This is a genomic window from Aurantimonas aggregata, from assembly GCF_010500835.1.
Classification (GTDB): domain Bacteria; phylum Pseudomonadota; class Alphaproteobacteria; order Rhizobiales; family Rhizobiaceae; genus Aurantimonas; species Aurantimonas aggregata.
Map to the genome: position 1 here is coordinate 565,825 of NZ_JAAAMJ010000001.1, position 26,712 is coordinate 592,536.

General features: G+C 68.9%; 26 protein-coding genes. 8 read left to right on the forward strand and 18 right to left on the reverse strand.

Features of this window, described 5'->3' with window-relative positions; genetic code table 11:
• Positions 1-42: 42 nt before the first annotated feature.
• Positions 43-477 (reverse strand): hypothetical protein, encoded by a 435-nt coding sequence (locus GTW51_RS02575; protein WP_163042292.1) that lies wholly within the window; start codon positions 475-477, stop codon positions 43-45.
• Positions 478-611: 134 nt separating this feature from the next.
• Entirely contained in the window at positions 612-2,261 is a 1,650-nt protein-coding gene (ettA, locus tag GTW51_RS02580) for an energy-dependent translational throttle protein EttA (protein WP_163042293.1), read from the reverse strand.
• 109 nt (positions 2,262-2,370) lie between these two features.
• Here ettA and GTW51_RS02585 point away from each other — a divergent pair, with 109 nt between their 5' ends.
• Positions 2,371-3,012, forward strand: a complete 642-nt coding sequence (locus GTW51_RS02585) for a glutathione S-transferase family protein (protein WP_163042294.1) — start codon at positions 2,371-2,373, stop codon at positions 3,010-3,012.
• 96 nt (positions 3,013-3,108) lie between these two features.
• On the opposite strand, the gene GTW51_RS02590 is transcribed toward GTW51_RS02585, so the two are convergent.
• The 3 genes from GTW51_RS02590 to GTW51_RS02600 form a co-directional block, all read right to left on the reverse strand.
• Positions 3,109-3,969 carry a DUF1206 domain-containing protein gene (locus GTW51_RS02590; protein WP_163042295.1) on the reverse strand — a complete coding sequence of 287 codons (861 nt, stop codon included), beginning with the start codon at positions 3,967-3,969 and terminating at the stop codon, positions 3,109-3,111.
• Positions 3,970-4,088: 119 nt separating this feature from the next.
• Positions 4,089-5,135, reverse strand: coding sequence for a ribonuclease T2 family protein (locus GTW51_RS02595; RefSeq protein ID WP_163042296.1), 1,047 nt, complete (start codon positions 5,133-5,135; stop codon positions 4,089-4,091).
• A gap of 88 nt (positions 5,136-5,223) precedes the next feature.
• Positions 5,224-5,559, reverse strand: coding sequence for a hypothetical protein (locus tag GTW51_RS02600; protein WP_163042297.1), 336 nt, complete (start codon positions 5,557-5,559; stop codon positions 5,224-5,226).
• Positions 5,560-5,682: 123 nt separating this feature from the next.
• On the opposite strand from GTW51_RS02600, the gene GTW51_RS02605 reads away from it, so the two are divergent.
• Together GTW51_RS02605 and GTW51_RS02610 are read left to right on the forward strand one after the other, a co-directional pair.
• Complete coding sequence (locus tag GTW51_RS02605) at positions 5,683-6,618, forward strand: alpha/beta fold hydrolase (protein WP_163042298.1); 936 nt, start codon at positions 5,683-5,685, stop codon at positions 6,616-6,618.
• A gap of 41 nt (positions 6,619-6,659) precedes the next feature.
• A complete protein-coding gene (locus tag GTW51_RS02610) occupies positions 6,660-7,103 on the forward strand; it encodes an MgtC/SapB family protein (protein WP_163042299.1) in 444 nt (147 codons plus the stop codon).
• Here GTW51_RS02610 and GTW51_RS02615 read toward each other — a convergent pair.
• From GTW51_RS02615 to GTW51_RS02625, 3 genes are all read right to left on the reverse strand, one after another.
• The gene (locus GTW51_RS02615) at positions 7,072-8,004 is read right to left on the reverse strand and encodes a COG3904 family protein (protein WP_163042300.1); all 933 of its coding nucleotides are present in this window, start codon (positions 8,002-8,004) and stop codon (positions 7,072-7,074) included. The genes GTW51_RS02610 and GTW51_RS02615 overlap by 32 nt on opposite strands.
• Positions 8,005-8,013: 9 nt before the next feature.
• Complete coding sequence (locus GTW51_RS02620) at positions 8,014-9,318, reverse strand: hypothetical protein (protein ID WP_163042301.1); 1,305 nt, start codon at positions 9,316-9,318, stop codon at positions 8,014-8,016.
• A 496-nt stretch (positions 9,319-9,814) separates the two neighbouring features.
• Positions 9,815-11,017 (reverse strand): pyridoxal phosphate-dependent aminotransferase, encoded by a 1,203-nt coding sequence (locus GTW51_RS02625; protein ID WP_163042302.1) that lies wholly within the window; start codon positions 11,015-11,017, stop codon positions 9,815-9,817.
• A 284-nt stretch (positions 11,018-11,301) separates the two neighbouring features.
• On the opposite strand from GTW51_RS02625, the gene GTW51_RS02630 reads away from it, so the two are divergent.
• Positions 11,302-11,919: a glutathione S-transferase family protein gene (locus GTW51_RS02630; RefSeq protein ID WP_163042303.1), complete on the forward strand. Its 618-nt coding sequence runs from the start codon at positions 11,302-11,304 to the stop codon at positions 11,917-11,919.
• A gap of 63 nt (positions 11,920-11,982) precedes the next feature.
• On the opposite strand, the gene GTW51_RS02635 is transcribed toward GTW51_RS02630, so the two are convergent.
• Positions 11,983-12,606, reverse strand: coding sequence for a superoxide dismutase family protein (locus GTW51_RS02635; RefSeq protein ID WP_163042304.1), 624 nt, complete (start codon positions 12,604-12,606; stop codon positions 11,983-11,985).
• A 155-nt stretch (positions 12,607-12,761) separates the two neighbouring features.
• Between GTW51_RS02635 and GTW51_RS02640 the strand changes: the two genes are divergently transcribed.
• A complete protein-coding gene (locus GTW51_RS02640; protein WP_163042305.1) occupies positions 12,762-13,202 on the forward strand; it encodes a DUF1499 domain-containing protein in 441 nt (146 codons plus the stop codon).
• A 45-nt stretch (positions 13,203-13,247) separates the two neighbouring features.
• Here GTW51_RS02640 and GTW51_RS02645 read toward each other — a convergent pair whose 3' ends face one another.
• Complete coding sequence (locus GTW51_RS02645) at positions 13,248-14,111, reverse strand: DMT family transporter (RefSeq protein ID WP_163042306.1); 864 nt, start codon at positions 14,109-14,111, stop codon at positions 13,248-13,250.
• A gap of 114 nt (positions 14,112-14,225) precedes the next feature.
• Here GTW51_RS02645 and GTW51_RS02650 point away from each other — a divergent pair, with 114 nt between their 5' ends.
• Complete coding sequence (locus tag GTW51_RS02650) at positions 14,226-15,632, forward strand: aminotransferase-like domain-containing protein (RefSeq protein WP_246232591.1); 1,407 nt, start codon at positions 14,226-14,228, stop codon at positions 15,630-15,632.
• A gap of 106 nt (positions 15,633-15,738) precedes the next feature.
• On the opposite strand, the gene GTW51_RS02655 is transcribed toward GTW51_RS02650, so the two are convergent.
• On the reverse strand, positions 15,739-16,227 hold the full coding sequence (locus tag GTW51_RS02655) for an Rrf2 family transcriptional regulator (RefSeq protein ID WP_163042307.1): 489 nt from the start codon (positions 16,225-16,227) through the stop codon (positions 15,739-15,741).
• 87 nt (positions 16,228-16,314) lie between these two features.
• Here GTW51_RS02655 and GTW51_RS02660 point away from each other — a divergent pair, with 87 nt between their 5' ends.
• Both GTW51_RS02660 and GTW51_RS02665 read left to right on the forward strand, forming a co-directional pair.
• A complete protein-coding gene (locus GTW51_RS02660; protein WP_163042308.1) occupies positions 16,315-17,094 on the forward strand; it encodes a class I SAM-dependent methyltransferase in 780 nt (259 codons plus the stop codon).
• 264 nt (positions 17,095-17,358) lie between these two features.
• The gene (locus GTW51_RS02665; RefSeq protein ID WP_163042309.1) at positions 17,359-18,246 is read left to right on the forward strand and encodes a DMT family transporter; all 888 of its coding nucleotides are present in this window, start codon (positions 17,359-17,361) and stop codon (positions 18,244-18,246) included.
• Between the two features lie 214 nt (positions 18,247-18,460).
• On the opposite strand, the gene GTW51_RS02670 is transcribed toward GTW51_RS02665, so the two are convergent.
• From GTW51_RS02670 to GTW51_RS02700, 7 genes are all read right to left on the reverse strand, one after another.
• Positions 18,461-20,263: an ABC transporter ATP-binding protein gene (locus GTW51_RS02670; protein WP_163042310.1), complete on the reverse strand. Its 1,803-nt coding sequence runs from the start codon at positions 20,261-20,263 to the stop codon at positions 18,461-18,463.
• Positions 20,264-20,477: 214 nt separating this feature from the next.
• Positions 20,478-21,422: an acetamidase/formamidase family protein gene (locus tag GTW51_RS02675; protein ID WP_163042311.1), complete on the reverse strand. Its 945-nt coding sequence runs from the start codon at positions 21,420-21,422 to the stop codon at positions 20,478-20,480.
• Positions 21,412-23,085 (reverse strand): ABC transporter substrate-binding protein, encoded by a 1,674-nt coding sequence (locus tag GTW51_RS02680; protein ID WP_163042312.1) that lies wholly within the window; start codon positions 23,083-23,085, stop codon positions 21,412-21,414. The genes GTW51_RS02675 and GTW51_RS02680 overlap by 11 nt, the downstream gene beginning before the upstream one ends.
• Positions 23,086-23,108: 23 nt before the next feature.
• Entirely contained in the window at positions 23,109-24,029 is a 921-nt protein-coding gene (locus GTW51_RS02685; protein ID WP_163042313.1) for an ABC transporter permease, read from the reverse strand.
• Positions 24,026-24,934, reverse strand: a complete 909-nt coding sequence (locus GTW51_RS02690; RefSeq protein WP_163042314.1) for an ABC transporter permease — start codon at positions 24,932-24,934, stop codon at positions 24,026-24,028. The genes GTW51_RS02685 and GTW51_RS02690 overlap by 4 nt, the downstream gene beginning before the upstream one ends.
• Positions 24,912-25,514: an ANTAR domain-containing protein gene (locus GTW51_RS02695; RefSeq protein WP_163042315.1), complete on the reverse strand. Its 603-nt coding sequence runs from the start codon at positions 25,512-25,514 to the stop codon at positions 24,912-24,914. The genes GTW51_RS02690 and GTW51_RS02695 overlap by 23 nt, the downstream gene beginning before the upstream one ends.
• Positions 25,511-26,644 (reverse strand): transporter substrate-binding protein, encoded by a 1,134-nt coding sequence (locus GTW51_RS02700; RefSeq protein ID WP_163042316.1) that lies wholly within the window; start codon positions 26,642-26,644, stop codon positions 25,511-25,513. Before GTW51_RS02700 ends, GTW51_RS02695 begins: the two co-directional genes overlap by 4 nt.
• Between the last annotated feature and the right edge of the window lie 68 nt (positions 26,645-26,712).

Here is a 26,712-nt window from a genome sequence, read left to right on the forward strand (position 1 = left end):
AGGGTTAAGCCGGCCACTCAGATACATGCGAAATCAGTCGCTTCATGACGATCGATCGGGCTGACATTTTCGTGCCGAAAACACTTGCTGAGTGTCGCCTGAACGAATCACAGCCATCGATTGCCTGTGGCACCGCGGGCGGCCTCCCCACGCGCAGATGCGGGTTCCCGTCTCGGCGTTCGCCCAGCAGGCCGGATCGGCGCGTTCGCGAACGAAGGGGCCGGCGAGCGGAATGTTGCGGTTGCCGAGATTGACGAAGCCGAACGCACGGCCGGGACTGTCGACCAGCACGATATACGTCGCTTCGGGCCCGACGATGGTGAAGCTGCCGGCAGAATCCGTCGTCCGGAAGTCGCAGGCGAAATGACCGTCGTCGGTGGCGAAACATTGCGCCGGCCTCGCATCGGCAGCCGTCTGGCCGAGGAGCAGGAGGCCCGCGCCCAGCAATGCCGCAACCCCGTTGCTGCGCCGATCCATCGCGATTGCTCCTGCCCCGGTAGCCGTCACCATAGCAGGCGGCCGTCGCAACGCCCAGCAGACTCCCGCATCTGGAAATCAACGCAGAACGATGCCGGACCAGCCTCCAAAGGCCGGCCCGGCAAGGGCCCGGATCAGCGCGTCAGGCGCTTGTAGGTCGGCCGTTTCGGGTTGACCGATTCCGGTCCGAGACGGCGGATCTTGTCCTGCTCGTAATCCTCGAAATTGCCCTCGAACCACTCGACGTGGCTGTCGCCCTCGAAGGCGAGGATGTGCGTCGCCAGGCGGTCGAGGAACATGCGGTCATGGCTGATCACCACGGCGCAGCCGGCATATTCCTCCAGCGCATCCTCGAGCGCCGTCAGCGTCTCGGTGTCGAGGTCGTTGGTCGGCTCGTCGAGCAGGATGACGTTGCTGCCGGATTTCAGCATCTTGGCGAGATGCACGCGGTTGCGCTGGCCGCCGGAAAGCGTGCCGACCTTCTGCTGCTGGTCCGGGCCCTTGAAGTTGAAGTTGCCGACATAGGCCCGGGAGTTCATCTCGTATTTGCCGAGCTTCATGATGTCGACGCCGCCGGAGATTTCCTCCCAGACGTTCTTCGAGCCGTCGAGATGGTCGCGGCTCTGGTCGACATAGCCGAGATCGACCGTCTCGCCGATATCGATCTTGCCGGAATCGGGCTTCTCCTGCCCGGTGATCATCTTGAACAGCGTCGACTTGCCGGCGCCGTTCGGCCCGATGATGCCGACGATGCCGCCGGCCGGCAGCTTGAACGACAGGTTCTCGATTAGCACCCGGTCGCCGTAGCTCTTGGTCAGGTTCTCGACCTCGATGACCCGATTGCCGAGCCGCTCGCCGGTCGGGATGACGATCCGCCCGTCCGCAGGCTTGCGGTTCTCGGCCGCCTCGACCAGCTCGTTATAGGCCTGGATGCGGGCCTTCGACTTGGTCTGCCGCGCCTTGGCGCCCTGCTGGATCCACTCGCGCTCTCTTGTGAGCGCACGCACCCGGGCGTCGTCCTCGCGCCCTTCCTGCTGCATGCGCTTGGCCTTCTTCTCCAGATAGACCGAGTAGTTGCCCTCGTAGGGAACGCCGCGGCCGCGATCGAGCTCGAGGATCCAGCCGGTGACGTTGTCGAGGAAGTAGCGATCATGGGTGACCATCAGCACCGAGCCCGCGTATTCGCGAAGGTGCTTTTCGAGCCAGAGGATCGTCTCGGCGTCGAGATGGTTGGTCGGCTCGTCGAGCAGCAGGATGTCGGGCTTGGACAGCAGCAGCTTGCAGAGCGCCACGCGCCGCTTCTCGCCGCCGGAGAGGCCGACGACATTGGCGTCGGACGGCGGACAGCCGAGCGCGGCCATCGCCATCTCGACCTGGTTTTCGAGGTCCCAGAGATCCTGCGCGTCGATGACGTCCTGGAGCTTCGCCCCCTCCTCCGCCGTCTCGTCGGAGTAGTTCATCATCAGCTCGTTGTAGCGGTCGAGGATCGCCTGCTTGTCGGCGACGCCTTCCATGACGTTCTCAAACACCGTCTTGGACTCGTCGAGATGCGGCTCCTGCGGCAGGTAGCCGACCTTGGCGCCCTCGGCGGCCCAGGCCTCGCCGGTATACTCGTCGTCCGTCCCCGCCATGATCCGCAGCAAGGTGGACTTGCCGGAGCCGTTGGGGCCGAGAATGCCGATCTTGGCGTCCGGGTAGAACGACAGATGGACGTTCTCCAGAACCTTCTTGGTGCCGTAGGCCTTGGTCAGGCCCGACATGTGATAGATGAACTGGCGTGCCATGGCGCGCGGTCGCTCCGTGTCGGAATGATGGAAAAGTTGTGCCGTACGTAAGCCATCGGCGGCCGCGGGGCAACGGCGGCACGATGGCAGGATCGGGAGAAAGACACGAATGCTGACAGTATGGGGACGCCGGACGTCGTCGAATGTGCAGGTGGTGATGTGGTGCATCGCCGAGCTGGGGCTGGAAGTCCGGCGCCACGATGTCGGCCACCGATACGGCGGCAACGACACGCCGGAATTCCTGGCGATGAACCCCAACGGCCTCGTGCCGGTCCTGAAGGACGGGGACGACGCGCCGCTGTTCGAATCCGCCGTCATCACGCGCTATCTGGCCAGCCGCTACGGCGAAGCGCCGTTCTGGCCGGCTGACCTCTCCGAACGCGCCCAGATCGACAAATGGGGCGAGTGGGCCAAGCTGAACATCTGGCAGAACTTCAGCGGTCCGGTGTTCTGGCAGATCGTGCGCGTGCCCGAAGCCGAGCGCGACCAGCGCGCCATCGGCGCCGCGGTCCGGGCGCTCAAGCCGAAACTCGACATCGCCGAGGCGCGCATCGCCGAACACGGCTTCCTCGCCGGCCCCAACTTCACCCTCGCCGACATGCAGTTCGGCTACATGCTCTACCGCTATTTCGACCTGCCCATCGAGCGCCCCCCGCACCCTGCGATCGAGCGCTACTACGCTGCCCTGACCGAACGGCCCGCTTTTCGCGAGCACGTCATGGTCTCCTACGAGGAACTGCGGGCCAACTGACGGCCTGCGGCCGGCCCCCTCCATCCTCGAATCTGGCGGGCAGCGTCATCGCGCCGTCCGCCGAACCCACGCCGCCCGCCGCCTTGAAGCACGGTCCTAGCCGACCGCCTGCCGCGCCTTGGCCTCAAGCCGCGCGCCCAGCGTCTCGATGTCGTCGCCCTCGGCCTTCGGGATGATCCGGTAGGCGGCATTGACGAAGCAGAACAGCGCGAAGCCCAGCAGCCCGACACACACGAATACGACGAGGAACTGGCCGTAGGGCTGCGCCGTCAGCCAGTCGAACGCCTCGCCGACGCCGCCTGCCTCGTTCGCATTGGCGCGCCACGCCGCATAGACGAACAGCCCACCGATGATCGCGATCACCAGCCCCTGCGCCCCGAGCCCGGCCTTCAGCATGAAGTTCCAGCGCAGCGTGAACTCGTTGGCGCGGATGTGCTGGCGGTATTTCTCCTTCCACGCCTTGTGGAGATAATAGGCGCCGGTCGCGATGACGATCGCGCCGACGATGCCGACGATCCAGCGCCCGGCGGGCAGGCCCATGACCGTCGCCACCGCGCCGGTGATCGACGATCCGCCGCCACCGCCGCTGTCGCCGCCGCCCATGAACAGCAGCGAGAACGCCGAGATGCCGATTGCCAGGTGGATGATGCCGGTGATCAGCATGCCGGTGCGCGCGATCATCCCCTTGGCCTCGCTGCCATAGGCTTCGAGATCGTAGATCGCATCGATGAGGCGCCAGATCGCATAGGCCACCATGCCGAGAAAGATCAGGAACAGCACCGCCATGCCCCAGCCGGTATTCTCTAGCTGCTCCAGCGCCGAGGACGTCCCCTGCGCCTGCCCGCCGACCCAGATGGCGTAGAGCGAGAACCCGGCGACGACGAGATAGACCAGCCCACGCCCGGCATAGCCGGCGCGCATGAAGAGGATGGACCAGGAGAAATCGGATTGCGACATGGCTCGGCTCCGCTGATTGACTGTTGGGTCAATCGTCGCGGCCATGCATCGTTCCCCGCGACCGGATCTGCCCGGTCAGCCCGGCCAGACCGCCGAACAGGCTTTTCCCGCCACCGCGGCTACTGCAGCCCCACCGCGTCGACCACGCCGCCGGGACAGCCGCCGTCGGTCGTCGGGGCCGCCCGGATCAGCGCGGCGATGTCGGCATCGGGGCTGATCTCGCCCGCCAGCCCGACCGTCAGCTCGGTGACGATGCGCCGGCCGCCATCGTTGGCGCAGGTCACCCGCACACGCTCGCCGGCGCCCGCGCCGAACGCGGCGTCGAAGGCGGCGCGGATCTCGGCCTGCGTCACATCCTCACCGATCCGCTCGGCAAACAGCGTGCGCACGGCAGAGCCGTTGACCGCCGCCATCACGGTCAGCGAGTCGGCGAAATATTCCTCCGCGTCGGTGCCGTAGCAGGTGCCATGCTTGACCCATTCGTGCCGCTCCAGCGCCGAGCGTGTGCCGGGCATCGTCTCGGCGAGCGCCGTTTGCGTCGCGGCGGACAGGTCCACCGGCGCGAGGTCGCTCCAGCGCCCGGCCCGGTCGCTCGCCTGGTCGGCGGCGGCGACGCCGCAATATTCGACGCCGCGCGGCTGCGGCCACAGCCCGTGCAGCGAGAAATTCGTCGTGTCGAACCGGCCCTCGGTCTGCTCTGCGCACTCGGGCTTGCCCGGACGCGTCTCGCAGAAGGCCGGCTGCCAGCTGATGGCGATGACCAGATCGGCGTGCGCCGCGCCATCCGTCTGGCCACCGCCGGCCACGGGCTCGCTGTCGCCGGGCACGCCTGTCCCGCTGCCATCGTTCGACACGCTCCCGCCGGTGCCGTCGCTCGGCGCGACCATCGCCACCCAGTCGCCGCAGCCTTTTGCGATCCAGCGCCGGGACGGTTCGGCGCCTTGCACCTCGATCAGGTAATGCGTGCCGTCGGCGCGGTTCTCGCCGATCAGCCGGTAGGCGCGTTCCACGACGAGGCTGACATTGCCGGGATTGGCCGCGTTGCGGATCGCCGGCGTCGCCGGGCACGCGGACCGCGCCACGACGAAGCCGTCGAGCGGCACCTGCGCCTCGGCCTGCCCCGGCAGCAGCATCAGCCCCGCTAGCAACGGAATATACCGCCTCATCGCCCATCTCCGGTCGGATTCGATCCTGGCCCAAGATTTACAGCCATCCGACGGCAGATTGATAACATCGACGCGTCCCCAGCTGGCATCAGGCGCGGCGCGCGGGATCTGCCTGTCCGAGACTGGCGGCCTGGCCCTCCGTCTCGACCCGGCCGCAGCCGATCGCCACCCAGCGCAGCGGCGGTTCGGCACCGGGAATCTCGATCAGGTAATGCGTCGCCGGCGCCGCCGTCCGCGCCAGCAGCCGATATTCGCGGCCCGGCTCGGTGGCGATGGCGCCCGGATTGTCGACAGTGCCGAGTTCCGGCACCGAAGGACAGTAGACTTCCGCGATGAAGCGGCCGGTCATCGGGACTTGGGCCAGCGCCGGGACGGCAGTCAGGCCGGTGACGACGGCAAGGCCCAGCGAAACGGTCGAGATCATACGCATCCCCCGCGCTAGCAAGCCGATGGGGCAGGAGCAAGGAGATGGCCGTCCCGGCCCCACCTGTCGCGCCGCCCGCCCGACCCTATCTCCGCCGCCAGCAATGCGGTATCGGCGAGGCTGATGTTCGACGACCACGCCACCATCGACAGCCGCTCCGGCGCCGCCGTGCATGTCTACGCCCGCAAGGCGGTCGGCGCGCCGCGCGGCATCGTGCTGATCTTCCACGGCCTTGCCGAACATGCCGGCCGCTACGGCCGGCTCGCCGGCGAACTCGCCGAGGCCGGTTATCACGTCTTCGCCCACGATCACCGCGGCCACGGCTCCACCGTCGCGGCCGATGCCGTGCTGCGCCGCTTCGCCCGCAAGGGCGGCGCCGAGAAGGTGATGGTCGACTGCCGCGCGGTGCATCTCGACGCCGTCGCCCGTCATCCCGGCCTGCCGGTCGCCCTGTTCGGCCATTCCATGGGCGGCATCATCGCAATGAACTACGCCGAGCGGCATGGCGGCGACCTGGCCGCCCTCGCCGTCTGGAACGCCGACCTGTCGACCGGGCTGGAGGAGCGCGTCGGCCGCGCCGCGCTGAAGGTCGAGAAGGCACTGAAGGGCTCCGACGTGCCGAGCCGCCTCTTGCAGCGCGCCACCTTCGAGGCCTGGGGCAAGGCGATCGAGCCGCGCCGAACGATGTTCGACTGGCTGTCCCACGATTCGCGGGCGGTCGATGCCTACATCGCCGACCCGCTCTGCGGCTTTTCGCCGAGCATCTCGATGATGGAGGACGTCCTGTCCCTGATGTTCCAGGGCGGCTCGGAGGCTGGCCTGTCGATGCTGCCGGGCGGATTGCCGGTTCATCTGCTCGCCGGCACCGGCGACCCGGCGACCGGCTACGGCGAGGCGGCGCGCCAGCTCGCCGGCCGGCTGCGGCTCGCCGCCAGCCACGACGTCACGGTCGAGATCGTCCAGGGTGCGCGCCACGAGACGCTGCACGAGATCGAGTCCTACCGCGCGACCGCGGTCGCGGGCCTGATCGACTGGCTCGGGGCGAAACTGCCGGGCTGAACCGGCGTTTTTCTGCCGATCGGACGTTTCTGGAGGGGACGATGAACGAATTGATCGAGCCGGGCCTGTGGTCCACCGCCCTCACCCAGGCGTCGCGACTTGCGACGGCCGCTGTCCTGACCGGTGCCATCGGCTTCGAGCGCGAGCGCCACGACCACTCCGCCGGGCTGCGCACCCATATGCTGGTCGGCATCGGCGCCTGCGTCTTCACGCTGCTGATGGTGCAGCTGATACAGAGCTTCGACGGCGACGACATCCGCTCCGACCCGGTCCGCATCGTCGAGGCAATCACCGCCGGCGTCGCCTTCCTCGCCGCCGGCGCGATCATCCAGGCGCGCGGTCAGGTCAAGGGGCTGACCACCGGCGCCTCGCTCTGGCTCGCCGGCGCGGTCGGCCTTGCCTGCGGCCTCGGCGACTACGTCCTGGCGATCATCGCCGTGACGATGACGCTGATCATCCTGCGTCTGGTGAAGCTTCTGGAGTGACCGCCGCCGTTCCCGCCTCCGTCGGCGCGTCCGGCGCTGGCGGGCCGATGAACAGCGCCGGGTCCGGCTCGGCCTGCACCATGCGGTAGGTCGAAAGGTCCTCCTCCGTCAGCACGTAGAGCTCTTCCGGCGGCGTCTGCATCGCCTTGATCCACACCGCCGGATCGACGCCCATCTCGACCAGCAGTTCCTGGCAGCGGGCGATCGTCGCCTGGATTTCGGAGATCGAGGCGCCGACGTCGCGCAGCTCCGGCATGCCGGGAATGTCGACGGCATAGACCTGGTGCACCCCGACCCAGGCGCCCTCGCCCGCGTCGCGCGTCACGCCGCCGGCCAGCACCAGCGGGCAGGCCGAGGCGCAGTAGCCGTCGTCCGGCACGGAGGTCGACAGCCGCAGCCGCCGGATCTCGCGCGCCATCGCGATGGCGTCGTCCACCGAGCCGCCCGGCGAATGCAGATGCAGGGTCGATCCCGCGCGAATGCCCTCATCGGCGAGAAACGCCGTCAGCTGCGCCCCGGTGCCGATCTCGATCCGCCCGATCGCCGTCACCGCGCCGCCCGGCGCGGCGATGAAGCGCATCGGCCCCGCCATCGCCTCGCCGCCGACGGGGCCGTCATGGCCCGGCAGCACCGGCTCGCCGCGATCCGGCCCGACCGGGATGGTGCGCGGCAGATAGGGGCGGACCTGGTCGCCCGGCTCCGGCCGCTGCAGCGGCAGCGGCTCGGTGCGCATCGTCCGCTCGGCGTCCTCGGTCGCCGCCGAAAGGTCGCGATAGTCGAGAAAGACGATCGCCGCCGAAACCGCCAGCAGCGACACGAAGACGCCGCGCAGCACGGCCCCCTCGGGCAGCCGGGTCACGAGGCGCTCGAAGCGTCCGGGCGGTGTCTCGGAGCCGATCATCGCAAGGCGCTACCGGACCACCGTCTTCGGAAACGGCGTCGGCCCGGCCGGGTCGTTGCGCTGGACGAATTCCTCGTCCTCCGCCACCGCGGCGTCGAGTTCCCGCTCCTCCACGGCATCCATCGCCCGCAGGCGCTTCTGGATGCGCAGCGCCCGCAGCAGTTCCGCAGCGCTCATGTCCTGCGTCTCGAACTCGCCGGTATCCTCGCCGTCCTCGCGCCTTATCGCGTCCTGGACGATGCAGAGGATGAAGATCAGCACCGCCGGCAACAGGTCGATCGAGATCGCCCCCGCCCAGGACGGCAGGAAGTCGCGCGCATAGCGGATCACCGCCTCCGGCGCCGACAGCGGCGTGAAGCGCAGCGCCTCCACCACCGGCCGCGCCAGGATCTCGTCCGCCGCGCCGGCGAGCGCCGCGCTCTGCGCCTGCACCGCCGCCTCGACCCGGCCGACGACCTCGTTCTGCCGCGTCCGGAGATCGGCGTCGCTGCCATCGGCGATCGGTGCGATGAAGGTCCGGCCGAGATCCTCGGCGGCGCGGCGCACGGCCGGCGCGACCGAGGTCTGTTGCAGCGCCGTGATCAGCCCGGAAAGCGCCACCGCCTGCTCGGCATAGTCGTTGGAGCGACCGGCGATCGGCCCCTGCGAGGACACCAGCTGGCGCATCGCGCCCAGCCGCACGCCGCCCTCGTCGAACAGCGCCGACACCTCGGTGCGCGAGGCCTCGATCTCGCCCTGCAGGCCGGTGAGCTGGTTCGACATCTGCCGCAGATACTGCACCACCGTGCCGGAGCCCGACGTGCCGGTCAGCGCGCCGGACTGCGCCTCCTGGTCCGACAGGCGAGCGAAGCGCTGCGAAGCCAGCTGGATGTCCGGCAAGAGGCTCTGCGCCGCCAGCGCGTTCTCGTGCGCCTCGTTGAGCTTCTGCTGGTATTCCTCGGTGGTCACCGCCAGATGCTGCTCGATCGCGGCCGAGCCGGCCAGCGCCGCGGCGTTCAGCCAGGACGACATCGCAATGATCATCGCCGAGCCGATGGCCATGGCGAGATACAGCATCGCCCGGCTGCGCGGCTGGCGGACATGCGGCATGAACCGCATCAGGAACGACCAGAAGGCGTAGATCGCCACCGAGACGGCCGAGGAATAGATCACCGCGCCGAGAAACACCGTCGTCGCGGTGCCGTTCAGCAGTTCGCGGACGCCGAGATAGGTGTAGACGCCGCTCGCCAGCGCCAGCACCGCCAGCGTGACCTTGGTGGTCAGGTCGAGCCGGGTCTGCTGCCCGCGCAGCGTGTAGGAATGGGATGCCCCCATCGTGCCTGGTCCTCCTGCCTTGCTAATGCCAGGACCGGCTCCGATCCGATCGCATCGTTAACCGGAGATTAAGGCGGCCGGGGGGCTCGGGTAAGACGGCGAACGGACGAAACCGCCGGCCACCCAGACTTTGGTATAAGAAGGTTAACGGCAACCGCGACGAAGCCGCCAGATTGCTCCCTGAGCGACCAGAATGCCTGCCAACTAGGCAGAAATGCATGCCTGCCGCATAGCGATGCATTAGGCGCATGGCTGACATGTCGAAATACGGCTGGCTTCGCAACTGCGAACGAATATGTTGGTAAGCAGTCGACCGCGAGCAGCACCTCCTCCCGCTGTTTCGCCCGACTGTTTCCTCCCAAGGGGTTTGTTTTCCTCCCGAAAACCCCCTTTCTAATTCAAGCCGGGTTCGCAAGAGCCCGGCTTTTTTTTGCCCGGATGCAGGCACCGGCAGCAGATGTCGGCGGACGCCAGGCGCCCGCCGATCCTGTCCTTGTCAGTCGAGGCTGGCGCAGAAGCGCTGGATGCGCGAGCAGGCTTCCTCCAGCAGCGCCTCGGACGTCGCGTAGGAGATTCGGAAGTTCGGGCCGAGGCCGAAGGCCGAGCCGTGCACCACCGCGACGCCCTCGGCTTCCAGCAGCGCGCCGACGAAATCCTCGTCCGTCTCGATCATTTTGCCGGCCTTGGTCTTCTTGCCGATCAGCCCGCGGCAGGACGGATAGACGTAGAACGCCCCCTCCGGCGACGGGCACTCGATGCCGCGCGCCTGGTTCAGCATAGAGACGACCAGGTCGCGCCGCCCCTCGAAGATCGAGCGGTTTGTGGCGATGAAGTCCTGCGGGCCGTTCAGCGCCTCCACCGCCGCCCATTGCGCGATCGAGCAGGCGCCCGAGGTCTGCTGGCCCTGGATCATGTCCATCGCCTTGATCAGCGCCACCGGGCCGGCGGCATAGCCGATCCGCCAGCCGGTCATCGCATAGGCCTTGGAGACGCCGTTCATCGTCAGCGTCCGCTCGTAGAGCGCCGGCTCCACCTCAGCGGGCGTGGTGAAGGTGAAGTCGCCATAGACGAGGTGCTCGTACATGTCGTCGGTCAGCACCCAGACGTGCGGATGGCGCATCAGCACGTCGGTCAGCGCCTTCAGCTCGGCCCGCGTATAGGCGGCGCCTGACGGGTTCGACGGCGAGTTGAACAGGAACCACTTGGTCTGCGGCGTGATCGCCGCGTCTAGCGCCTCAGGCGTCAGCTTGAAGCCGGTCTCGATCGTCGTGTCGACGAACACCGGCGTGCCGCCGCAGATCGCCACCATCTCCGGATAGCTCACCCAGTAGGGCGCCGGGATCACCACCTCGTCGCCGGGGTTCAGCGTCGCCATGAAGGCGTTGAACAGGATCTGCTTGCCGCCGGTGCCGACGATCGTCTGCTCGGGCTTGTAGTCGAGATTGTTCTCGCGCTTGAACTTCGTCGCGATCGCCTGGCGCAGCTCCGGAATGCCCGAGACTGGCGTGTACTTGGTCTCGCCGCGCCGGATCGCGTCGATCGCGGCTTCCTTGATGTTGTCGGGCGTGTCGAAATCCGGCTCGCCGGCACCGAGTCCGATGACGTCGCGGCCGGAAGCTTTCAGCTCGCGCGCCTTCTGGGTGACGGCGATGGTCGCGGACGGCTTGACGCGGTCGAGGGCGGCGGCAAGAAATGCCATGGGTCTGAAACTCCGGTTCTGCTTAGGGGTGCCCAGGGGAGCCAAAAAGGCGCGCGGACCCTAGGCGCAGACGGATTTGGGTGCAAGGCGGGGCGGCAGGGGCCCGGTCACGCCCGTCCCGGTCTCGATGCCTGCTCGACAGCCGCGAAAGGCCGAGGAACCGGGCATCTGGCGTTACCACCCGGTCCATCGATCATCAGCCCGGATCGCTGGCGTCAGCAGAATGAATTGGTCCTGCCGGCGATTGGCGCCGATCTTCCGCTCCCCGCAAGACGAGAGACCCCATGATTACCATTCACGGCATGGCCGATTCCGGCAATTGCTACAAGCCGCGCCTCCTGATGGCGCTGCTGGGCCGGCCGTTCCGGCACAGCGAGGTCAGCTGGCTGGACGGCGAGACGTCCTCCGAGGCGTTCCGGCGGAAGACCCCGATCGGCAAGGTGCCGCTGCTCGAGACCGAGGACGGGCGCTTCCTGCCCGAGTCGAACGCCATCCTGGCCTATCTCGGCGACGGCACGCGCTTCGTCCCGCAGGACGCGTTCGAGCGGGCGCAGATGCTCGCCTGGATGTTCTTCGAGCAGTACAGCCACGAACCCAGCATCGCGGTCCGGCGCTCGCTGCTCGTCTATCCCGAAATGGCCGATGTCGCGACGCCGGAGCGGCTCGCCGCGACGCTCGCCGGTGGCCACAAGGCCCTGGCGGTCATGGAGGAGCGGCTGGCGGGTCATGACTGGCTGATCCGCGACGCCCCAAGCCTCGCCGACATCGCGCTCTATCCCTACACGCATGTCGCGGACGAAGGCGGCTTTGACCTGGCGGCCTATCCCGGCATCCGCGCCTGGCTTGCCCGGATTCCGGCGCTGGGGAATTACCGGCCGCGCAGCTGGCTGCCCGACCTCTGAGCGTCTTGTAAAAGCGGCGCGCGACCCGAAGCCCGCGCGCCGCCCCCAGGCTTGCTCGGACGCTTACTCGGCCGCGAAGACCACGCCGCAAGCGATGCGGTCGCCGGCATCGCCGGAAGGCTGCGACTCGTAGTCGTCCGCCCCGTCATGCACGACGATCGCCGTGCCGTCGGAATCGTTCAGCGGCGCGTCGCCGCCGGACATCGCGACCATCGGATTGAAGGTCTGGAACTGGGCCGTGCCGTCGGTCGCCGTGAAGTTCGGCATGTCGCCGGCATGCGGGCCGTTCTCGGCCATGTAGCCGTGGTCCTTGTCGGTCGGGTTGTAGTGCCCGCCGGCCGAGGTGAAGTCGCCCTCGCAGACGCCGGTCTCGTGCAGGTGGAAGCTGCGCTCGCCGTCGCCGAGGCCGGAGAGGTCCGCGGCCAGCAGCAGCCCGTGCGGCGTCGGCGTGATCGTGACCGTGCCGGCGGAGCTGCCGTCGGCATGCTGCATCTCGACCGTCACCGGCTCCATCCCGTCTGCCGTCTGGGCAGCCGCGCCCTCGGTCGGGGCCGCCGTCGGGGTGGGCGTATCGGTCGGCGCGGTCGGCGCGGTCGTGTCGGTCGGCGCGGTCGTTGCGTCCTGCGCGAAAGCCGGCGCGGCGAACAGGAGGGCGGTCGCAAGGCTTGTGGTGGCAAAGAGTTTCATGGTCGTCTCCCAGTGATATGGCGGGACAGCCGCAGCCGCGGTGCTGTCCTTTCGCTACCGTCGCAACGGGAGGCAGACTCGATCGTTCCGTCGCCGCGACGTCGCGGCCCACTCGCCGGCGGCGCGCCACCCGCCCATTCAGGGAGACATTCGCCATGGCCTCGCCGCTCGAAACCCTGTGGACCCGCCTCGCCGGCCCGGCCGACCAGGGCCGCATCGACTTCGCCCGTCTTGAGCGCCGCAAGGTTCCCAACGACGCCCTCGCCGCCTCGCCCGGCGCCGTCTCCGCCACGGTCGACCGCGCTCTGCCGGTCTATGCCGAGCCCCCCGAGGCCTTGCTGCGCCGGCTCGACGTCCGGCTCGCCGACGACCGCAATGTCGAGCGCGTCGACGACCGGGCAAGCCCGACCTACCGGCGCTACGTCGTCCGCACGGCACTGCTGCGCTTTCCGGACACCGTCGATGTCGAGGCCGGGCCCGACGCCAGCGGCCATACGCTGCTGCGCCTCTACGCGCGCTCGCAACTCGGCAAGGGCGATTTCGGCGCCAACGCCAAGCGCCTGGCCGCCTGGACGGAAGGCCTTAGCACGACTTGATCGGCCAAGGCGTACCGGGCGACGCGTCCTGCCTGGCAAACATCGCTACCGGCTGAAGCGCTTGGCGCCCGCCACGCAGGCAACCACCAGGCCGGTCACCGCGATCATCGTGCCCGGCACCGCCTCGCCGAGCAGCAGCGCCGCCAGCGCCAGCCCGAAGAACGGCTGCAGCAGCTGCAACTGGCCGACACCGGCGATGCCGCCGAGCACCAGGCCGCGATACCAGAACACGAAGCCGACGAGCATCGAGAACACCGAGACATAGGCGAGCCCGAGCCAGGCCGGCTGGCCGACGTCGGCGAACGTCGCGGGCAGCGTCGCCAGGGCCACGGCGGCCATCGCCGGCAGCGCCACGACCAGCGCCCAGGAGATCACCTGCCAGCCTCCCAGCTTGCGCGACAGCGTCGCGCCTTCCGCATAGCCAAGGCCGCAGAGGAGGATCGCCGCGACCATCAAGAGGTCGCCGGCCAGCGCGCCCGGCCCGCTTTCGGCCAGTGCGAAGCCCGCCACAGCCGCGCCGCCGACGATCGAGAACAGCCAGAACGCCGGCCTCGGCCGCTCGCCGCCGCGCAGCACCGCAAAGCCTGCCGTCGCCAGCGGCAGGAGCCCGACGAAGACGATCGAGCGCGCCGCGGTGATGTGCTGCAGGGCCAGCGCCGTCAGCAGCGGAAAGCCGATCACCACGCCCAGTGCGACGATCGCGAGGGGCACGAGGTCGCCTCCCGCCGGCCGCTTCTGCTGCAGGACCAGGAGCAGGGCGGCCCCCAGCAGCGCCGCGATGACCGCGCGGGCCGACGTCAGGAACAGCGGCGTGAAATCGCCGATGGCGGCGCGCGTCGCTGGCAGCGAGCCGCTGAAGATGATGACGCCGAGGAGCCCGCTGCCCCAGCCCGCATAGGTCCGTTCCATGATGTCGCTCCGCTGTTCGAGCCACCCTCCTAGGGCCCGTCGGCTGGCACCGACAGCGACAGTGCCGTACAGTTACAACAATCTGTATGGCTCACGAGACCCGCACAATTGCCGATGCCCGTCCCCAACCGATCGCCGACGCGCACCGAAGCGCTGATGGACGAGATCCGCCGCCGGATGGCCGCGCGCACCCTTGCCGCCGGCGAGAAGCTGCCCTCCGTACGCGGCTTCGCAGCGGAGATGTGCGTCTCGCCCTCGACGGTGGTGGAGGCCTATGACCGGCTGGCCGCCGAAGGCCTGATCCGCTCGCGGCCGGGTGCCGGCTTCTTCGTCGCGGGCGCCCTGCCGCCGATGCTGCTCGCCGAGGTCGAGCCGCGTCTCGAGCGCGAGTTCGACCCGTTCTGGGTGTCGCGCCAGTCGCTCGACGCCGGCCCTGACGTCCTGCGCCCCGGCTGCGGCTGGCTGCCGGCCGACTGGATGCCCCACGCCTCGCTGCGAAAGGCGCTGCGCGGTCTTTCCCGGGCGGACGACGCCATCCTCGCCGATTACGGCCCCACCCGCGGCCTGCTCGCCTTGCGCCGGCTGCTGGCGCGCCAGCTCGCGGCCGAAGGCGTCGCGGCCGGCGCCGACCAGATCCTCCTCACCGGCTCGGGCACCCAGGCGCTCGACCTCCTCTGCCGCTTCTTCCTGCAGCCGGGCGACACGGTGCTGCTCGACGATCCCTGCTACTTCAACTTCCAGGCGTTGCTGCGCGCCCACCGCGTGCGCATCGTCAGCGTGCCGTGGACTCCGAGCGGGCCGGACATCGCCCGCTTCGAAGCGGCCGTGGCGACCCACCGGCCGCGCCTCTACGTCACCAATTCCGCCATCCACAATCCCACCGGCGCGACCCTCTCGCCGCCGGTCGCCCACCGCATCCTGACGACCGCCGCCGCGGCCGACATGACCATCGTCGAGGACGACATCTTCGCCGATTTCGAGCCCGAGCCCTCGACGCGCCTCGCCGCGCTCGACGGCCTTGCCCGGGTCGTGCGGATCGGCAGCTTCTCCAAGACCCTCTCGGCCTCGGTGCGCGTCGGCTACATCGCGGCGCGCGGCGACTGGATCGAGGGGCTGGTAGACCTGCAGGTCGCCACCAGCTTCGGCGGGGCGAGCCCGCTCGCTGCCGAACTCGTGCACGCGATGCTGAGTGACGGCAGCTACCGCAAGCACATGGCCGCCCTGCGCACCCGCCTCGCCCGCCGGCGCAAGGAGACGATCGCCGCGCTCGCCGAATTCGGCGTCGAACCGTGGACGCTGCCGCGCGGCGGCTTCACCCTGTGGTGCCGCCTGCCGGACGGCCAGGATGCCGCCGACATGGCGCGGACGGCACTGCGCCAGGGCGTTGTCCTCGCCCCCGGCAACGTCTTCAGCGTCGCCCGGACCGCCCCCGCGATGATGCGCTTCAACGTCGCCCAGATGGATCCGAAGGTGCTCGACGTGCTCCGCGCCATGCCCGGCCTTCGGCCCGGGCAGGCCTGATTGGGCGCGAGCACTGTGCCAGGGCCGAGCGGCGCGGAACATCTCGCCGGGATCGGACGAGCGTTACCGTCGAAAGCCCGACAACACGCGAGCTGCGCGCCCTTGCCTACCGATCCGCCGCGCGATCGCGGTCTGGCCCCCTCGCCTGCTCTTCCACATGGCCCGACGGCGCGGCGGCGCAGCGCGCGTCGAAGCTTCGGCTCAGTTCGGCCAGGCTGACGCCGGCCAGCCGCGCGACCAGCAGCGCCTCCGCCTCGGCAAGGGCGCCTTCCAGCGCCGCGTTGACCAGCTGTTCGACGGCGCAGTCCGGGTTGGAATGCTCGTTGCCGATCGCAAACAGCCGGGGCCCGCCGACGGCGCGGTGAACGTCGAGCAGCGACACGCGCTCGAGGTCGCAGGCGATGACCCAGCCGCCGCCATGCCCCTTGCCCGAGCGCACGTAGCCGGCGTCGCGGAGCCCGGCCATGGTGCGGCGGACGACGACCGCATTGGTACCCAGCATCGCCGCAATCGCTTCGGACGTCATCGGCCCCTCGTGCCGCGCCATATGGAGCAGCACGTGCAGCATCCGGGAGAGACGGCTGTCGTTTCGCATCCGCTGATCTGTCATGCACCCCGCCCCGTTGGCAATCATGCTTCATCATGATACTCCATAAGTTACATGATTTGATGGAGCCACGGAATGCGCGCGTTCGAGAACCCCGATCACTGGAACAAGGCAGCGACCCATTACCGCGAGACCGCGCATCCCTTCACCGCAAAGTTTGCCGAGGCGGCGCTGGCGCGCGTCGCGCTGAGCCCAGAAAGCCACGTGCTCGACGTCGCGACCGGGACCGGCGCCCTGGCCCTGGCGGCGGCGCGGAGCGGCGCGCAGGTGCTGGCGACCGACTTTTCCCCCGGCATGGTGGCGTGCGTCGCCGCCGCGGGCCTGCCCAACGTCGCGACGCGGGTCATGGACGGTCAGGCGCTCGACCTGCCCGACGCGAGTTTCGACGCCGTCTTTTCCATCTTCGGGGTGATCATGTTTCCCGACTGGCAGAAGGGCCTTTCCGAAATGCGCCGGGTGACGCGGCCGGGCGGCCACGGCGTCGTCGCCACCTGGCAGGAACAGGGCGCGGCGACCTTCCTGCTGCTCGGCGACGTCAGACGCAAACTGTTTCCCGGGCGCGCTGGCATGCCGATGCCCGAAGGCGTCAAGGCGATGAGCGATCCCGACGATTTCGCCCGCGCGCTCGTCGCGGCGGGCTATCACGACCCGCATATCGAGACCGTCACCCATGACTTCCAGCTGGACGTCGTGTCGCTGGATGCACCCGACACGCTCTTCGGCATGTCGCCCGACTGGACCAGCCTCGACGACGCCGACAAGGCGGCCGTGGTCGCCGAGGTGCGGCGGCTGGCCGGCGACCGGCCGGTCCTGCCGATCCCCTCTACCGCCCTGATCGCCGTGGCAGAGGCGTGACGGAGCAGGCACGCCTGACGGAATGGGTTTATCGCTCGGCTGACGCTGCCGGACCTCGGCGTTTGCCGGCCAGTGCGGGAGGCAATGAAGCGCGAAGAGATCGCCCTCGGCGATCAGCCGCCTGATCCCGGCGCCGCGTGCCCTCGATGCGTGGTTCTCGCCTTTGGTGCCTCTCTGGTTCGAGCGCTGTTTCCGCCCCAGCCTTGCACCCTCCCTTATCCTCGGCTAGCCACGACCTCTCCCGTCCACCGGACCGCCCTGCCCATGTCGCGCCTCAGCGCCAATCTCCTGTTGCTGCTCGCCGGTGCCGTCTGGGGCATGGGCTTCGTCGCCCAGTCGACGGCGATGGACGCCGTCGGCCCGTGGACCTACACGGCAGCGAAATTCGCCGTGGCGGCGATCGCCCTGGTACCCTTCGCGATCCTCGAGGCGCGCCGGGCGACCGCGCCGCTCCCGTCCTCCGCGCGGACCGGCTTCGTGCTGGTCGGGCTGATGCTGTTTGCCGGCGCGATCCTGCAGCAGATCGGTATCGTCACCACCTCGGTGACCAATGCCGGCTTCCTCACCGGGCTCTACGTCGTCTTCACGCCGATTCTCGCCTTCGTCCTTCTGCGCGCCCGGCCGCATTGGGTGGTCTGGCCGTCGGCCCTCGCGGCCTTCGCCGGCATCGTGCTGCTCGGCGGTGGCGGCGTCGCAGCCCCTGGCCTCGGCGACTGGCTGATGGTCGCCTGCGCCGTCTTCTTCGCGCTGCAGATCATCGCCGTCGGCTTCTTCGCCGGCCCGACCGGCCGGCCACTGACCCTCTCCTTCACCCAGTTCGCGGTCGCCGCCGTGCTCGCTGGTGTCGGCATGCTGGTGCTGGAGGCACCGACGCTCGCGGCGCTGACCGCCGCCTGGCCGGAGATCCTCTATGGCGGCCTGTTCTCCACCGCCCTCGCCTTCACGCTGCAGACCATCGGCCAGCGCCACACCACCGCCGCCCAGGCGGCGATCTTCCTGTCGTCCGAGGCGCTGTTCGCCGCCCTCTTCGCCGCCCTGCTGCTCGGCGAACGCATCGCCGCCATCGGCATCCTCGGCTGCATCCTGATCTTCGGCGCCATGCTGGCCGTGGAGATCGTGCCGCTGCGCGTGGCGAGAACCGCCAAGGTTTAGGTATTGCCGCGCCAACGGGCCGGGGTTCCGGGCCGGCGAGATCGAGCCCTCCGCACGAAGCGGGTGCGGCCGCATCGGCGGCGGGGCCGGGATGCGGCTGCCGCCGATGCGGCCGCAGCGGAAGCGCGTCGCAAGGCTGCGTGCTGCGCGGCCCGTCCGTGCAGGTGGTCGACCGCGTCAGTCGGTCCGGCAATCCGCTTGCGCTCGTCGCGGATCAAGCCGCGACGAGGTGCCCGCCGCCAAAATCCTGCAGCACGAGCCGATTGGGCTCCTCGCCGATGCGGCGCACCGGGCTCGGAATGTCGCGATCGAGCCGCGGAAACGCCCGGCGCCGCATGGCGGGATCGGGCACCGGGACCGCCTCGATCAGCCGCTGCGTATAGGCGTGCTGCGGATTGCCGAAGACCTGATCGCGCGTGCCGATCTCGACGATCTGGCCGAGATACATCACCGCCACCCGATCAGAGATGTTCTCCACCACGGCCATGTCGTGGGAGATGAACAGATAGGCGATGCCGAACTCGTCCTGCAGTTCGCGCAGCAGTTCCAGCACCCGTGCCTGCACCGAGACGTCGAGCGCCGAGACGCTCTCGTCGGCGACGATCAGCTTCGGCCGCAGCGCCAGGGCACGGGCGATGCAGACGCGCTGGCGCTGGCCGCCGGAGAACTCGTGCGGGTAGCGCCGCATGTCCGACGGCGACAGGCCCACCCGCTCGAACAGGCCGGCCGTGCGCTCATGCCGCTCGGGGCCTTCGGCAATATCATGGATGAGCATCGGCTCGGCGACGAGTTCGCCCACCGTCATGCGCGGATCGAGCGAGGCGAACGGATCCTGGAAGATCATCTGGACGTCGCGCCGCAGCGCCTTGGTCTCGCGGCGCGGCAGGCCGGCCATGTTGCGGCCGGCGACGACGATGTCGCCGGTATACGGCACCAGCCCCGCCAGCGCCTTGGCCGTCGTCGACTTGCCGCAGCCGGATTCGCCGACCAGCGACAGCGTCTCGCGGTCCGCCACCGAGAAGCTGATCCCCTCCACCGCATGCACCCGCCGGTCGACCCGGCCGAAGAACCCGCCATGGATGTCGAAGCGCACCGTGAGATCGCTGACGTCGACCACCGGGACCGGGATCGCTATCGGCTGCGGTGCAGCCGGCGCGACACGGGCCGCGGCGCGAGCCCGCCCCTCGCCCATGCGCGGCACGGCGGCGAGCAGTTCGCGCGTATAGGCCGCCTGCGGATCGGCGAAGATCGCCGCGGTGGTTCCCGTTTCGACCATGCGGCCGTGGCGCATCACGACGACGCGGTCAGCCATTTCGGCGACGACGCCCATGTCGTGGGTGATCAGGATGATCGCCGTGCCGAGATCGCGCTGCAGGTCGCGCAGCAGTTCCAGCACCTCGCCCTGCACCGTCACGTCGAGCGCGGTCGTCGGCTCGTCGGCGATCAGGACGTCGGGGCGCAAGGCCAGCGCCATCGCGATCATCACGCGCTGGCGCATGCCGCCGGACAGCTCATGCGGATGCTGCGTGAGGCGGCTGGCCGCCTCCGGAATGCGGACGGCGTCGAGCGCCGCGATGGCGCGGCGGCGGGCCTCGCTGCGGCCGACGCCTTCATGCGCCTCGATCGCCTCGGTCAGCTGCCGGCCGATGGTCAGCACCGGGTTGAGCGAGGTCATCGGCTCCTGGAAGATCATCGCGACGCGCTTGCCGCGGACCTTGCGCATCTCGCCTTCGGAAAGCTGCGCCAGGTCGGTGTCGCCGAGCAGGATCCGGCCGGCGCCGATCCGCGCCCCCGGCTTCGGCAGCAGCCCCATGATCGCCAGCGACGTCATCGACTTGCCGGAGCCGGACTCACCGGCGATGCAGAGCGTCTCGCCGCGCGCGAGGTCGAAGGAGAAGTCCGCCACCACCGGCCGCGGCCCCGCCTCGCCGCCGACCTCGACGGTGAGGCCCTCGACGCGCAGGACCGTGTCGGCCCGCAATGTCTCATGCGAATCGGGATGGGTGGTCACGACCATGCGTAGTTGGGGTGCCGAACACCCCCCTCTGGGCTGCCGCCCATCTCCCCCACAAGGGGGGAGATCGCTGGCATGATTCCTGCGAACATCCTGAAACGTCGAAGACGAATTAACGCCTCCGATATGGGGCCGATCTCCCCCCTTGGGGGGGAGATGCCCGGCAGGGCAGAGGGGGGTAATACCCCCCTCCGCCCGACGGGGACCAAGCCTGTCGTCATTCGAAGACGCAGCGCGGGAAGTAGAAGGAGACGACCCAGTTCGGCATGTCGACGATCTCCGAGATGCGCAGGTCGCCGCAGGTCGAGACCAGCATGTAGGCGTCGACCGGATCCATCTGGTAGCGGGCCGAAAGGAGATCGACCATCTGCGCGACGGCCATCTTCGCCCCCGCCATCAGGTCGGGCCCGATGCCGGTCGTCACCTCGTAGCCCTTGGCGTCGAGATGCCGCGTCACCGGCCCGGCGGTGGTGAAGCGGGGCATCTGCAGCCGCGCGTCCTTGACCAGGTCGAGCGTCAGCACCGTGTTCATCGGGCTTTCGATCGCCGTGCCGCAGACTTCGCCGTCACCTTGGGCCGCATGGGTGTCGCCGACGGAGAACAGCGCCCCCGCCACCTCGACCGGCAGGTACAGCACCGTGCCGGCCGACAGATCGCGGATGTCGAGATTGCCGCCCATGCGCCGCGGCGGCACTACCGAATGGTGGCCCGCCTCGGCCGGCGCGCAGCCGATCGTCCCGGCGAAGGGCTTCAGCGGCACCCGTCCCTCCTTGCCGAACAGAGCCGGCTCGAGGGTCGTCGGATCGTATTTCCAGATGGTGAGCGCCGGGTCCTTGAAGTCGTCCGCCAGGAGGCCGAAGCCCGGAATGTTGGCGGTCCAGCCGAAGCCGGAGGGCTTGAACGCCTCGATGGTGATCTTCAGCGCATCGCCCGGCTCGGCGCCCTCGACGAAGATCGGCCCCGTCACCGGGTTGATCTTGCCGAAATCCAGCGCCTCGACGTCGGCCACGGTCGACCCGGCGGTCAGCTGACCGCCGGAGGAATCGAGGCATTCGAATTCGATCGTCGAGCCCGGCGCCACGATTTGGGCCGGCTGGAACGTGTTGTCCCAGCCGAAATGATGGTGGCGGCTGTGGATCGTGTAGTCGCAGTTACTGCACATCGTTCACATACACGTAGTCGTAGTTGATCGGGATGTGGACCGGGTCGACATAGAGATTGTCGGCCCCGCCCATGCGCGGCGACTTCATGGTGAAGCGCTGCTCGTTGAAGACCGGCACCCAGGGCGCGTCGGCCATGATGTCGGTGTAGATCTTCGACCACATCCCGGCCCGCTCCTCCTGGCGCGCCGGATCGACGATCGAGTCGGCCTCGGCCGCCCGCTTGTCCATCTCCTCGTTGCAGTACCACGACCAGTTCCAGCCGCCCGCGATCGCCCCGGCGCAGCCGAGGATCGGGCCGTAGAAGTTGGACGGATCGGGGAAGTCGGCGATCCAGGCCATGCCGCCCGACCAGATCATCGGCGCGGCGTCCTTCTCGCCACCGGCGGCGATGACGTTGGCCTGGGCCAGCGACTGGATCTCCGCACGGATGCCGATCTGCGACAGATCCTGCTGGATCGCCTGGGCGATGCGCGGGTTCGGGTCGGTGTTCATCACGAACAGCTCGGTGTCGAAGCCGTCGGCGAAGCCGGCCTCGGCGAGCTTGGCCTTCGCCGCTTCCACGTCGTAGGCATAGCCCTCGTAGCTCTCGTCGTAGCCGGGCATCGACGGCGGCAGCGGCTGGTTGGCCGGCAGCGCCCGGTTGTTGATCATCTGGACGATGCGGTCCTTGTTGATCGCCATGTTCACCGCCTCGCGGACTTCCTTCTGGTCGAAGGGCGCCATCGTGACGTTCATGGTGATGTAGCCGGTCTGCAGCTGGCCGCCCTCGACAACACGGGCCTTCTGCTCCGGATCGGCCATGACTTCCTGGAACTTGGCCGGCGGGATGCCGTCGCCCGGAATGTCGACCTCGCCGCTCTGCAGGCGCAGCAGCGCGACAATCGGTTCCTGGCCGATCTCGAAGGTGATCTGGTCGAGATAGGGCAGGCCGTCGCGCCAGTAGTCCGCGTTCTTGGTGAACACCACGCGCTGGCCGAGCGTCCACTCGCCGAGCTTGAAGGCGCCGGTGCCGACCGGGTTCTGGCCGAAATCGGCGCCGTGCTCGGCGACGGCTTCCTCGGGAACGATCGAGGCGAAGTTCAGCGCCATCACGTGCAGGAAGGTGGCGTCCGGCCGCGACAGCTTGATCTCGACCGTCGTCGGATCGATGACGGTGACGCCCGACAGGCTGTCCGCCTCGCCGGACTCCACCGCCTCATAGCCCTCGATCATGCCGAAGAAGCCGGCACCGGGGCTCTGGGTGGCGGGATTGGTGACGCGGTCGAGCGAGAACTTGACGTCCTCGGCGGTCATCTCGCGGCCGTTGTGGAATTTCACGCCCGAGCGCAGCTTGAAGGTGAAGGTCTGGCCGTCCTCGGAAATCTCGTGGCTCTCGGCAAGGCCCGGCCGCAGCTCGGTGGTGCCCGGCACGTAGTCCATCAGCCCGTCGAACAGGCTCTTGATCATCGACCAGTTCTGCCAGTCGTAGCCGATCGCCGGATCGAGCGTCGCAACGTCGTCCTTGTAGGTAATGACGATGGCGCCGCCTTCCTTGGCGTCCGGGTCCGGCGTGTAGGCGTCGGCGGCGGGCGCCGAGGCGGCGTCCTGCGCCATCGCCGGCGCTGCCGCCAGCATGAGGCCGAGAGCCGATGCGGCGACGGTCGAGGTGAGCCAGGCTTTCATGCGGTCTTCCTTTCCTTGAGGGGTCACTGGAGCTTGATCCTTGGATCGATGAAGGGTGAGACGAGATCGGCGAGGAGGTTGCCGAGCACGATGGCGCAGGCCGAAACCAGCGTGACGCCCATGATGATCGGGATGTCGACGCGCTGGATCGCCTGCCAGGCGAGCTGGCCGATGCCGGGCCAGCCGAAGACGCTTTCAACGACGACGATGCCGCTCATGAACAGGCCGATGTCGATGCCGATCATCGCGATCACCGGCAGGATGGCGTTGGGCAAGGCGTGGCGGAACAGCACCGTGTAGCGGGCGAGGCCCTTGGCCCGGGCCGTGCGGATGTAGTCCTGGCGCAGGACGTCGATCATCGACGATCGCATCATCCGCGAGTACCAGCCGGCGCCGAGAATGCCGAGCGTCACGGACGGCAGGACGAGGTGGGCGAAGGTGCCGTAGCCGCCGATCGGGAACCAGCCGAGGCGCACCGAGAAGACGTAGAGAAGCAGCAGGCCGACGACGAATTGCGGTGCGGAGACGCCCACGAACGAGCCGACCATCAGCGCCTGGTCGGTCGCCGTGCCGCGCTTCAGCGCCGCCACCAGGCCCATGGTCAGGCCGAGGACGAGCTCGCAGACGATGGCGCCGAGCATCAGGAGCAGCGTCGCCGGCAGCCGTGCCGCGATCAGCTCGGACACCTCCGAGCGCTGCAAATAGGAGCGGCCCAGATCCAGCTGCACCAGGCCGAGAAGGTAGCGCCCGTACTGGACGAGGAAGGGCTGGTCGAGGCCGAGCTCGCGGCGGATGTTCTCGACGGTCTGCGCCGTCGCGCTGCGGCCGGCGATCTGGCGCACCGGGTCGGCCGGCAGCAGATAGAGCAGCGCGAAGGTGATCAGCGAGACGCCGAGCAGGATCAGCGCCGACTGGATCAGCCGGCGGGCGAGATAGGCGATCATGACAGCCGCCCCCGCTGGGTGGGATCGAGGATGTCGCGCATCGCGTCGCCCACGAGGTTGAAGGCGAGCGCCAGCGAAAGGATCGCCGCGCCGGGGAAGAACACCAGCCAGGGCGCTGCCTGAAAATAGGTCTGGTTCTCGAAGATGATGTTGCCCCAGGAGGCGGTCGGCGGCTGCACGCCGACGCCGAGATAGGAGAGCGTCGCCTCCAGCAGCACCGTGGTCGAGATGCCGAGCGTGCCCCAGACGATGATCGTCGGCAGCAGGTGCGGCAGGATGTGGCGGAACAGGATCCGCGGCGTCGAGGCGCCGATGGCGCGCTCGGCGTCGATGAACTCGCGCTCGGCGAGCGAGCTGGTCTCGGCAAAGACGATGCGCGCGGTCTGCACCCAGTTGACCAGCGCGATCACCATCGCGACGATCCACAGGCTCGGCGACAGCACGGCGGCGAGGCAGATCGCCAGCAGCAGCGCCGGAAACGCCATCATCAGGTCGGTGAAGCGCATCAGGATCGTGCCGATCCAGCCGCGGAAGAAGCCGGCGGTGACGCCCACCAGCGTGCCGATGATCAGCGCGACGCCATTGGCGACGACGCCGATGATCAGCGAGGTGCGGGCGCCGTAGAGCATGCGGGTCAACAGGTCGCGGCCGAGCAGATCGGTGCCGAGGAGGAAGGCGCCACCGGGCGCCATCGGCGCGCCCTCCAGCGTCAGCCCGTCGAAGAGCTGGTCGTTCGGGTCGTAGGACGTCAGCCACGGCGCGGCGATCGCGCCGCCGACGGTCAGGACGATCAGCACGAGGCCGATCACTGCCAGCGGCCGGCGCAGCAATTGCGCCAGCACGCCCGCCGGCTTCGGCGCGGGGACCGCGGGGGTCAACGGTTCAGAGACGATTTGCCCGCTCATCGCGCCCTCCCTCCTCGAGTGCCAGGACGCGGCGCGCCGCCTCTTCGATCGTCGTCTGCCAGCTCATCGCCAGCGCCCGCAGCTGGGCATAGGCCCGTTCCTCGCCGACACCGCCGGCGCCGAGCGCCACGACGGCGCGCACGATGGTCTGGCGCTCGGCGACCCGCGATTTCAGGCCGCGCACCTCCTCGGCCAGGCGTTGCCGGGCCTCGAAGCCCTGCCGGGCGATCAACAGCGCCGAATAGATGCCGGAATTGGCCACCGGCTTGACGAGGTGGGAATGGGCGCCGTGCGACAGCGCCCATTCGATGCGGCCCGGCGCCTCGGAGCCGATCAGCGCGATCATCGGCACCGGCGCCTCGCCCGGCGCCCAGGGAAACTGCCCGTCGTAGCCAAGATCGGCATCGAAGAAGACGAAGTCGGCGACCAGTGCCTCGGCCGGCAGTTCCGGCCAGCACTCGACCGGGTCGAGGCCGATCGCCGCCAACTGCCGCACCAGCGCGGCGGTCGTCGCATGCGGGGGATGCAGCACGTAGGCCTTCGCCCCGCCGAGATTGGGAATGCGGCTGCGGCGCGTCACGAGACGGCCCTCAGGACCGGGCGCGGAAACACCCGCGTCGGGTCGTAACGCGACAGGTAGGGATCGGGATCGACCCGCCGGGCGCTCTCCTCCACCACGTCGAACCCGCCTTCCCTCACCCGCCCGATGCGGACCGGCAGGCTGGCATGCTGGGTCTGCGGATCGATGGCGATCTCGCCGAAGGGCGTCGCGAAAAGCCGGCCGGCGAAGTCCGGGACCCGTTGCGCCGTCTGACCGTCAAGGTCAGCCGAAAGCCGGTCGGCAAGGACGAGAACGGCGCTGTAGGCGGCGGCGAAGAAGGATGACGGGCGCGCGGCGAATGCCGGCTCCGCGGCGTGGTCCGGCCACGGCTTTGTTCGGTCGTGGAAATATGGGCCGACGGCGATGTGACCCTCGGCCGCGGCGCCGATCGCCGGCAGCTCGATCTCGGTCAGGTTGCACGAGAGGATCGGGCAGGACGCGGCGGCAAAATACGGGTCCTCGCGCGCCAGTTCCTCATAGGCGGCGAAGAAGGCGTAGGAGGATGGACCGATCAGGTGGTTGAGGACGAAGTTCGGCCGGGTCGCCCGGATCTCGTCGATCAGGCGGGAGACGTCGGTGTCGCCGAGCGGCAGATAGCGCTCGCCCAGCACGCGGCCGCCGGCATCGCCGACCAGGTCGCGGGCGACGCGATTGGTCTCCCAGCCCCAGATGTAGTTCGAGCCAATGAGAAACGCGTCGGCGCCGAAGCGCGGCACCACATGGCCAAGCAGCGGCACCAGATGCTGGTTCGGGCAGGCATGCATGTAGACGACGTGATCGTTCGATTCGAACCCCTCGTAGGGGCAGGCATACCAGAGCGTCCCTCCGGTCTTCTCCAGCACCGGGATGACTTCCTTGCGGCTCCAGGAGGTGATGCAGCCGATGACGTGGCGCGCCTCGGTGTCGCGCAGGATTTCCTCGCAGAGCGGCGCGTAGCGTTCCACGCGGCCCTCGGGATCACGCTCGACCGGCACGAGCGCGACGCCGAGCGCCGTGTCGCGATTGACCGCGGCGATGGCGCTCATGGCGCCGGCGCGGCAGGCGTCGGACAGCAACTGGTAGTTGCCCGAACGCGAGTAGAGGATGCCGATCTCGATGCGTCGCTTCACGTCGATCCCATGAAAAAAGCCCCGCAGCCCGTCGAGATGGATCGACGGGCGTACGAGGCTCGAATGCC

What these genes read in the sequence shown, in the direction of transcription:
- GTW51_RS02650 (WP_246232591.1), top strand. Translation starts at nt 14,226, where the DNA reads ATGCCCGTCCCCAACCGATCGCCGACGCGCACCGAAGCGCTGATGGAC.
- GTW51_RS02595 (WP_163042296.1), bottom strand. Translation starts at nt 5,135, where the DNA reads ATGAGGCGGTATATTCCGTTGCTAGCGGGGCTGATGCTGCTGCCGGGG.
- GTW51_RS02585 (WP_163042294.1), top strand. Translation starts at nt 2,371, where the DNA reads ATGCTGACAGTATGGGGACGCCGGACGTCGTCGAATGTGCAGGTGGTG.
- GTW51_RS02615 (WP_163042300.1), bottom strand. Translation starts at nt 8,004, where the DNA reads ATGATCGGCTCCGAGACACCGCCCGGACGCTTCGAGCGCCTCGTGACC.
- GTW51_RS02640 (WP_163042305.1), top strand. Translation starts at nt 12,762, where the DNA reads ATGGCCTCGCCGCTCGAAACCCTGTGGACCCGCCTCGCCGGCCCGGCC.
- GTW51_RS02635 (WP_163042304.1), bottom strand. Translation starts at nt 12,606, where the DNA reads ATGAAACTCTTTGCCACCACAAGCCTTGCGACCGCCCTCCTGTTCGCC.
- GTW51_RS02625 (WP_163042302.1), bottom strand. Translation starts at nt 11,017, where the DNA reads ATGGCATTTCTTGCCGCCGCCCTCGACCGCGTCAAGCCGTCCGCGACC.
- GTW51_RS02675 (WP_163042311.1), bottom strand. Translation starts at nt 21,422, where the DNA reads ATGTGCAGTAACTGCGACTACACGATCCACAGCCGCCACCATCATTTC.
- GTW51_RS02690 (WP_163042314.1), bottom strand. Translation starts at nt 24,934, where the DNA reads ATGAGCGGGCAAATCGTCTCTGAACCGTTGACCCCCGCGGTCCCCGCG.
- GTW51_RS02670 (WP_163042310.1), bottom strand. Translation starts at nt 20,263, where the DNA reads ATGGTCGTGACCACCCATCCCGATTCGCATGAGACATTGCGGGCCGAC.
- GTW51_RS02590 (WP_163042295.1), bottom strand. Translation starts at nt 3,969, where the DNA reads ATGTCGCAATCCGATTTCTCCTGGTCCATCCTCTTCATGCGCGCCGGC.
- GTW51_RS02655 (WP_163042307.1), bottom strand. Translation starts at nt 16,227, where the DNA reads ATGCGAAACGACAGCCGTCTCTCCCGGATGCTGCACGTGCTGCTCCAT.
- GTW51_RS02620 (WP_163042301.1), bottom strand. Translation starts at nt 9,318, where the DNA reads ATGGGGGCATCCCATTCCTACACGCTGCGCGGGCAGCAGACCCGGCTC.
- GTW51_RS02660 (WP_163042308.1), top strand. Translation starts at nt 16,315, where the DNA reads ATGCGCGCGTTCGAGAACCCCGATCACTGGAACAAGGCAGCGACCCAT.
- GTW51_RS02645 (WP_163042306.1), bottom strand. Translation starts at nt 14,111, where the DNA reads ATGGAACGGACCTATGCGGGCTGGGGCAGCGGGCTCCTCGGCGTCATC.
- GTW51_RS02600 (WP_163042297.1), bottom strand. Translation starts at nt 5,559, where the DNA reads ATGATCTCGACCGTTTCGCTGGGCCTTGCCGTCGTCACCGGCCTGACT.
- GTW51_RS02605 (WP_163042298.1), top strand. Translation starts at nt 5,683, where the DNA reads ATGTTCGACGACCACGCCACCATCGACAGCCGCTCCGGCGCCGCCGTG.
- GTW51_RS02685 (WP_163042313.1), bottom strand. Translation starts at nt 24,029, where the DNA reads ATGATCGCCTATCTCGCCCGCCGGCTGATCCAGTCGGCGCTGATCCTG.
- ettA (WP_163042293.1), bottom strand. Translation starts at nt 2,261, where the DNA reads ATGGCACGCCAGTTCATCTATCACATGTCGGGCCTGACCAAGGCCTAC.
- GTW51_RS02575 (WP_163042292.1), bottom strand. Translation starts at nt 477, where the DNA reads ATGGATCGGCGCAGCAACGGGGTTGCGGCATTGCTGGGCGCGGGCCTC.
- GTW51_RS02610 (WP_163042299.1), top strand. Translation starts at nt 6,660, where the DNA reads ATGAACGAATTGATCGAGCCGGGCCTGTGGTCCACCGCCCTCACCCAG.
- GTW51_RS02665 (WP_163042309.1), top strand. Translation starts at nt 17,359, where the DNA reads ATGTCGCGCCTCAGCGCCAATCTCCTGTTGCTGCTCGCCGGTGCCGTC.
- GTW51_RS02680 (WP_163042312.1), bottom strand. Translation starts at nt 23,085, where the DNA reads ATGAAAGCCTGGCTCACCTCGACCGTCGCCGCATCGGCTCTCGGCCTC.
- GTW51_RS02630 (WP_163042303.1), top strand. Translation starts at nt 11,302, where the DNA reads ATGATTACCATTCACGGCATGGCCGATTCCGGCAATTGCTACAAGCCG.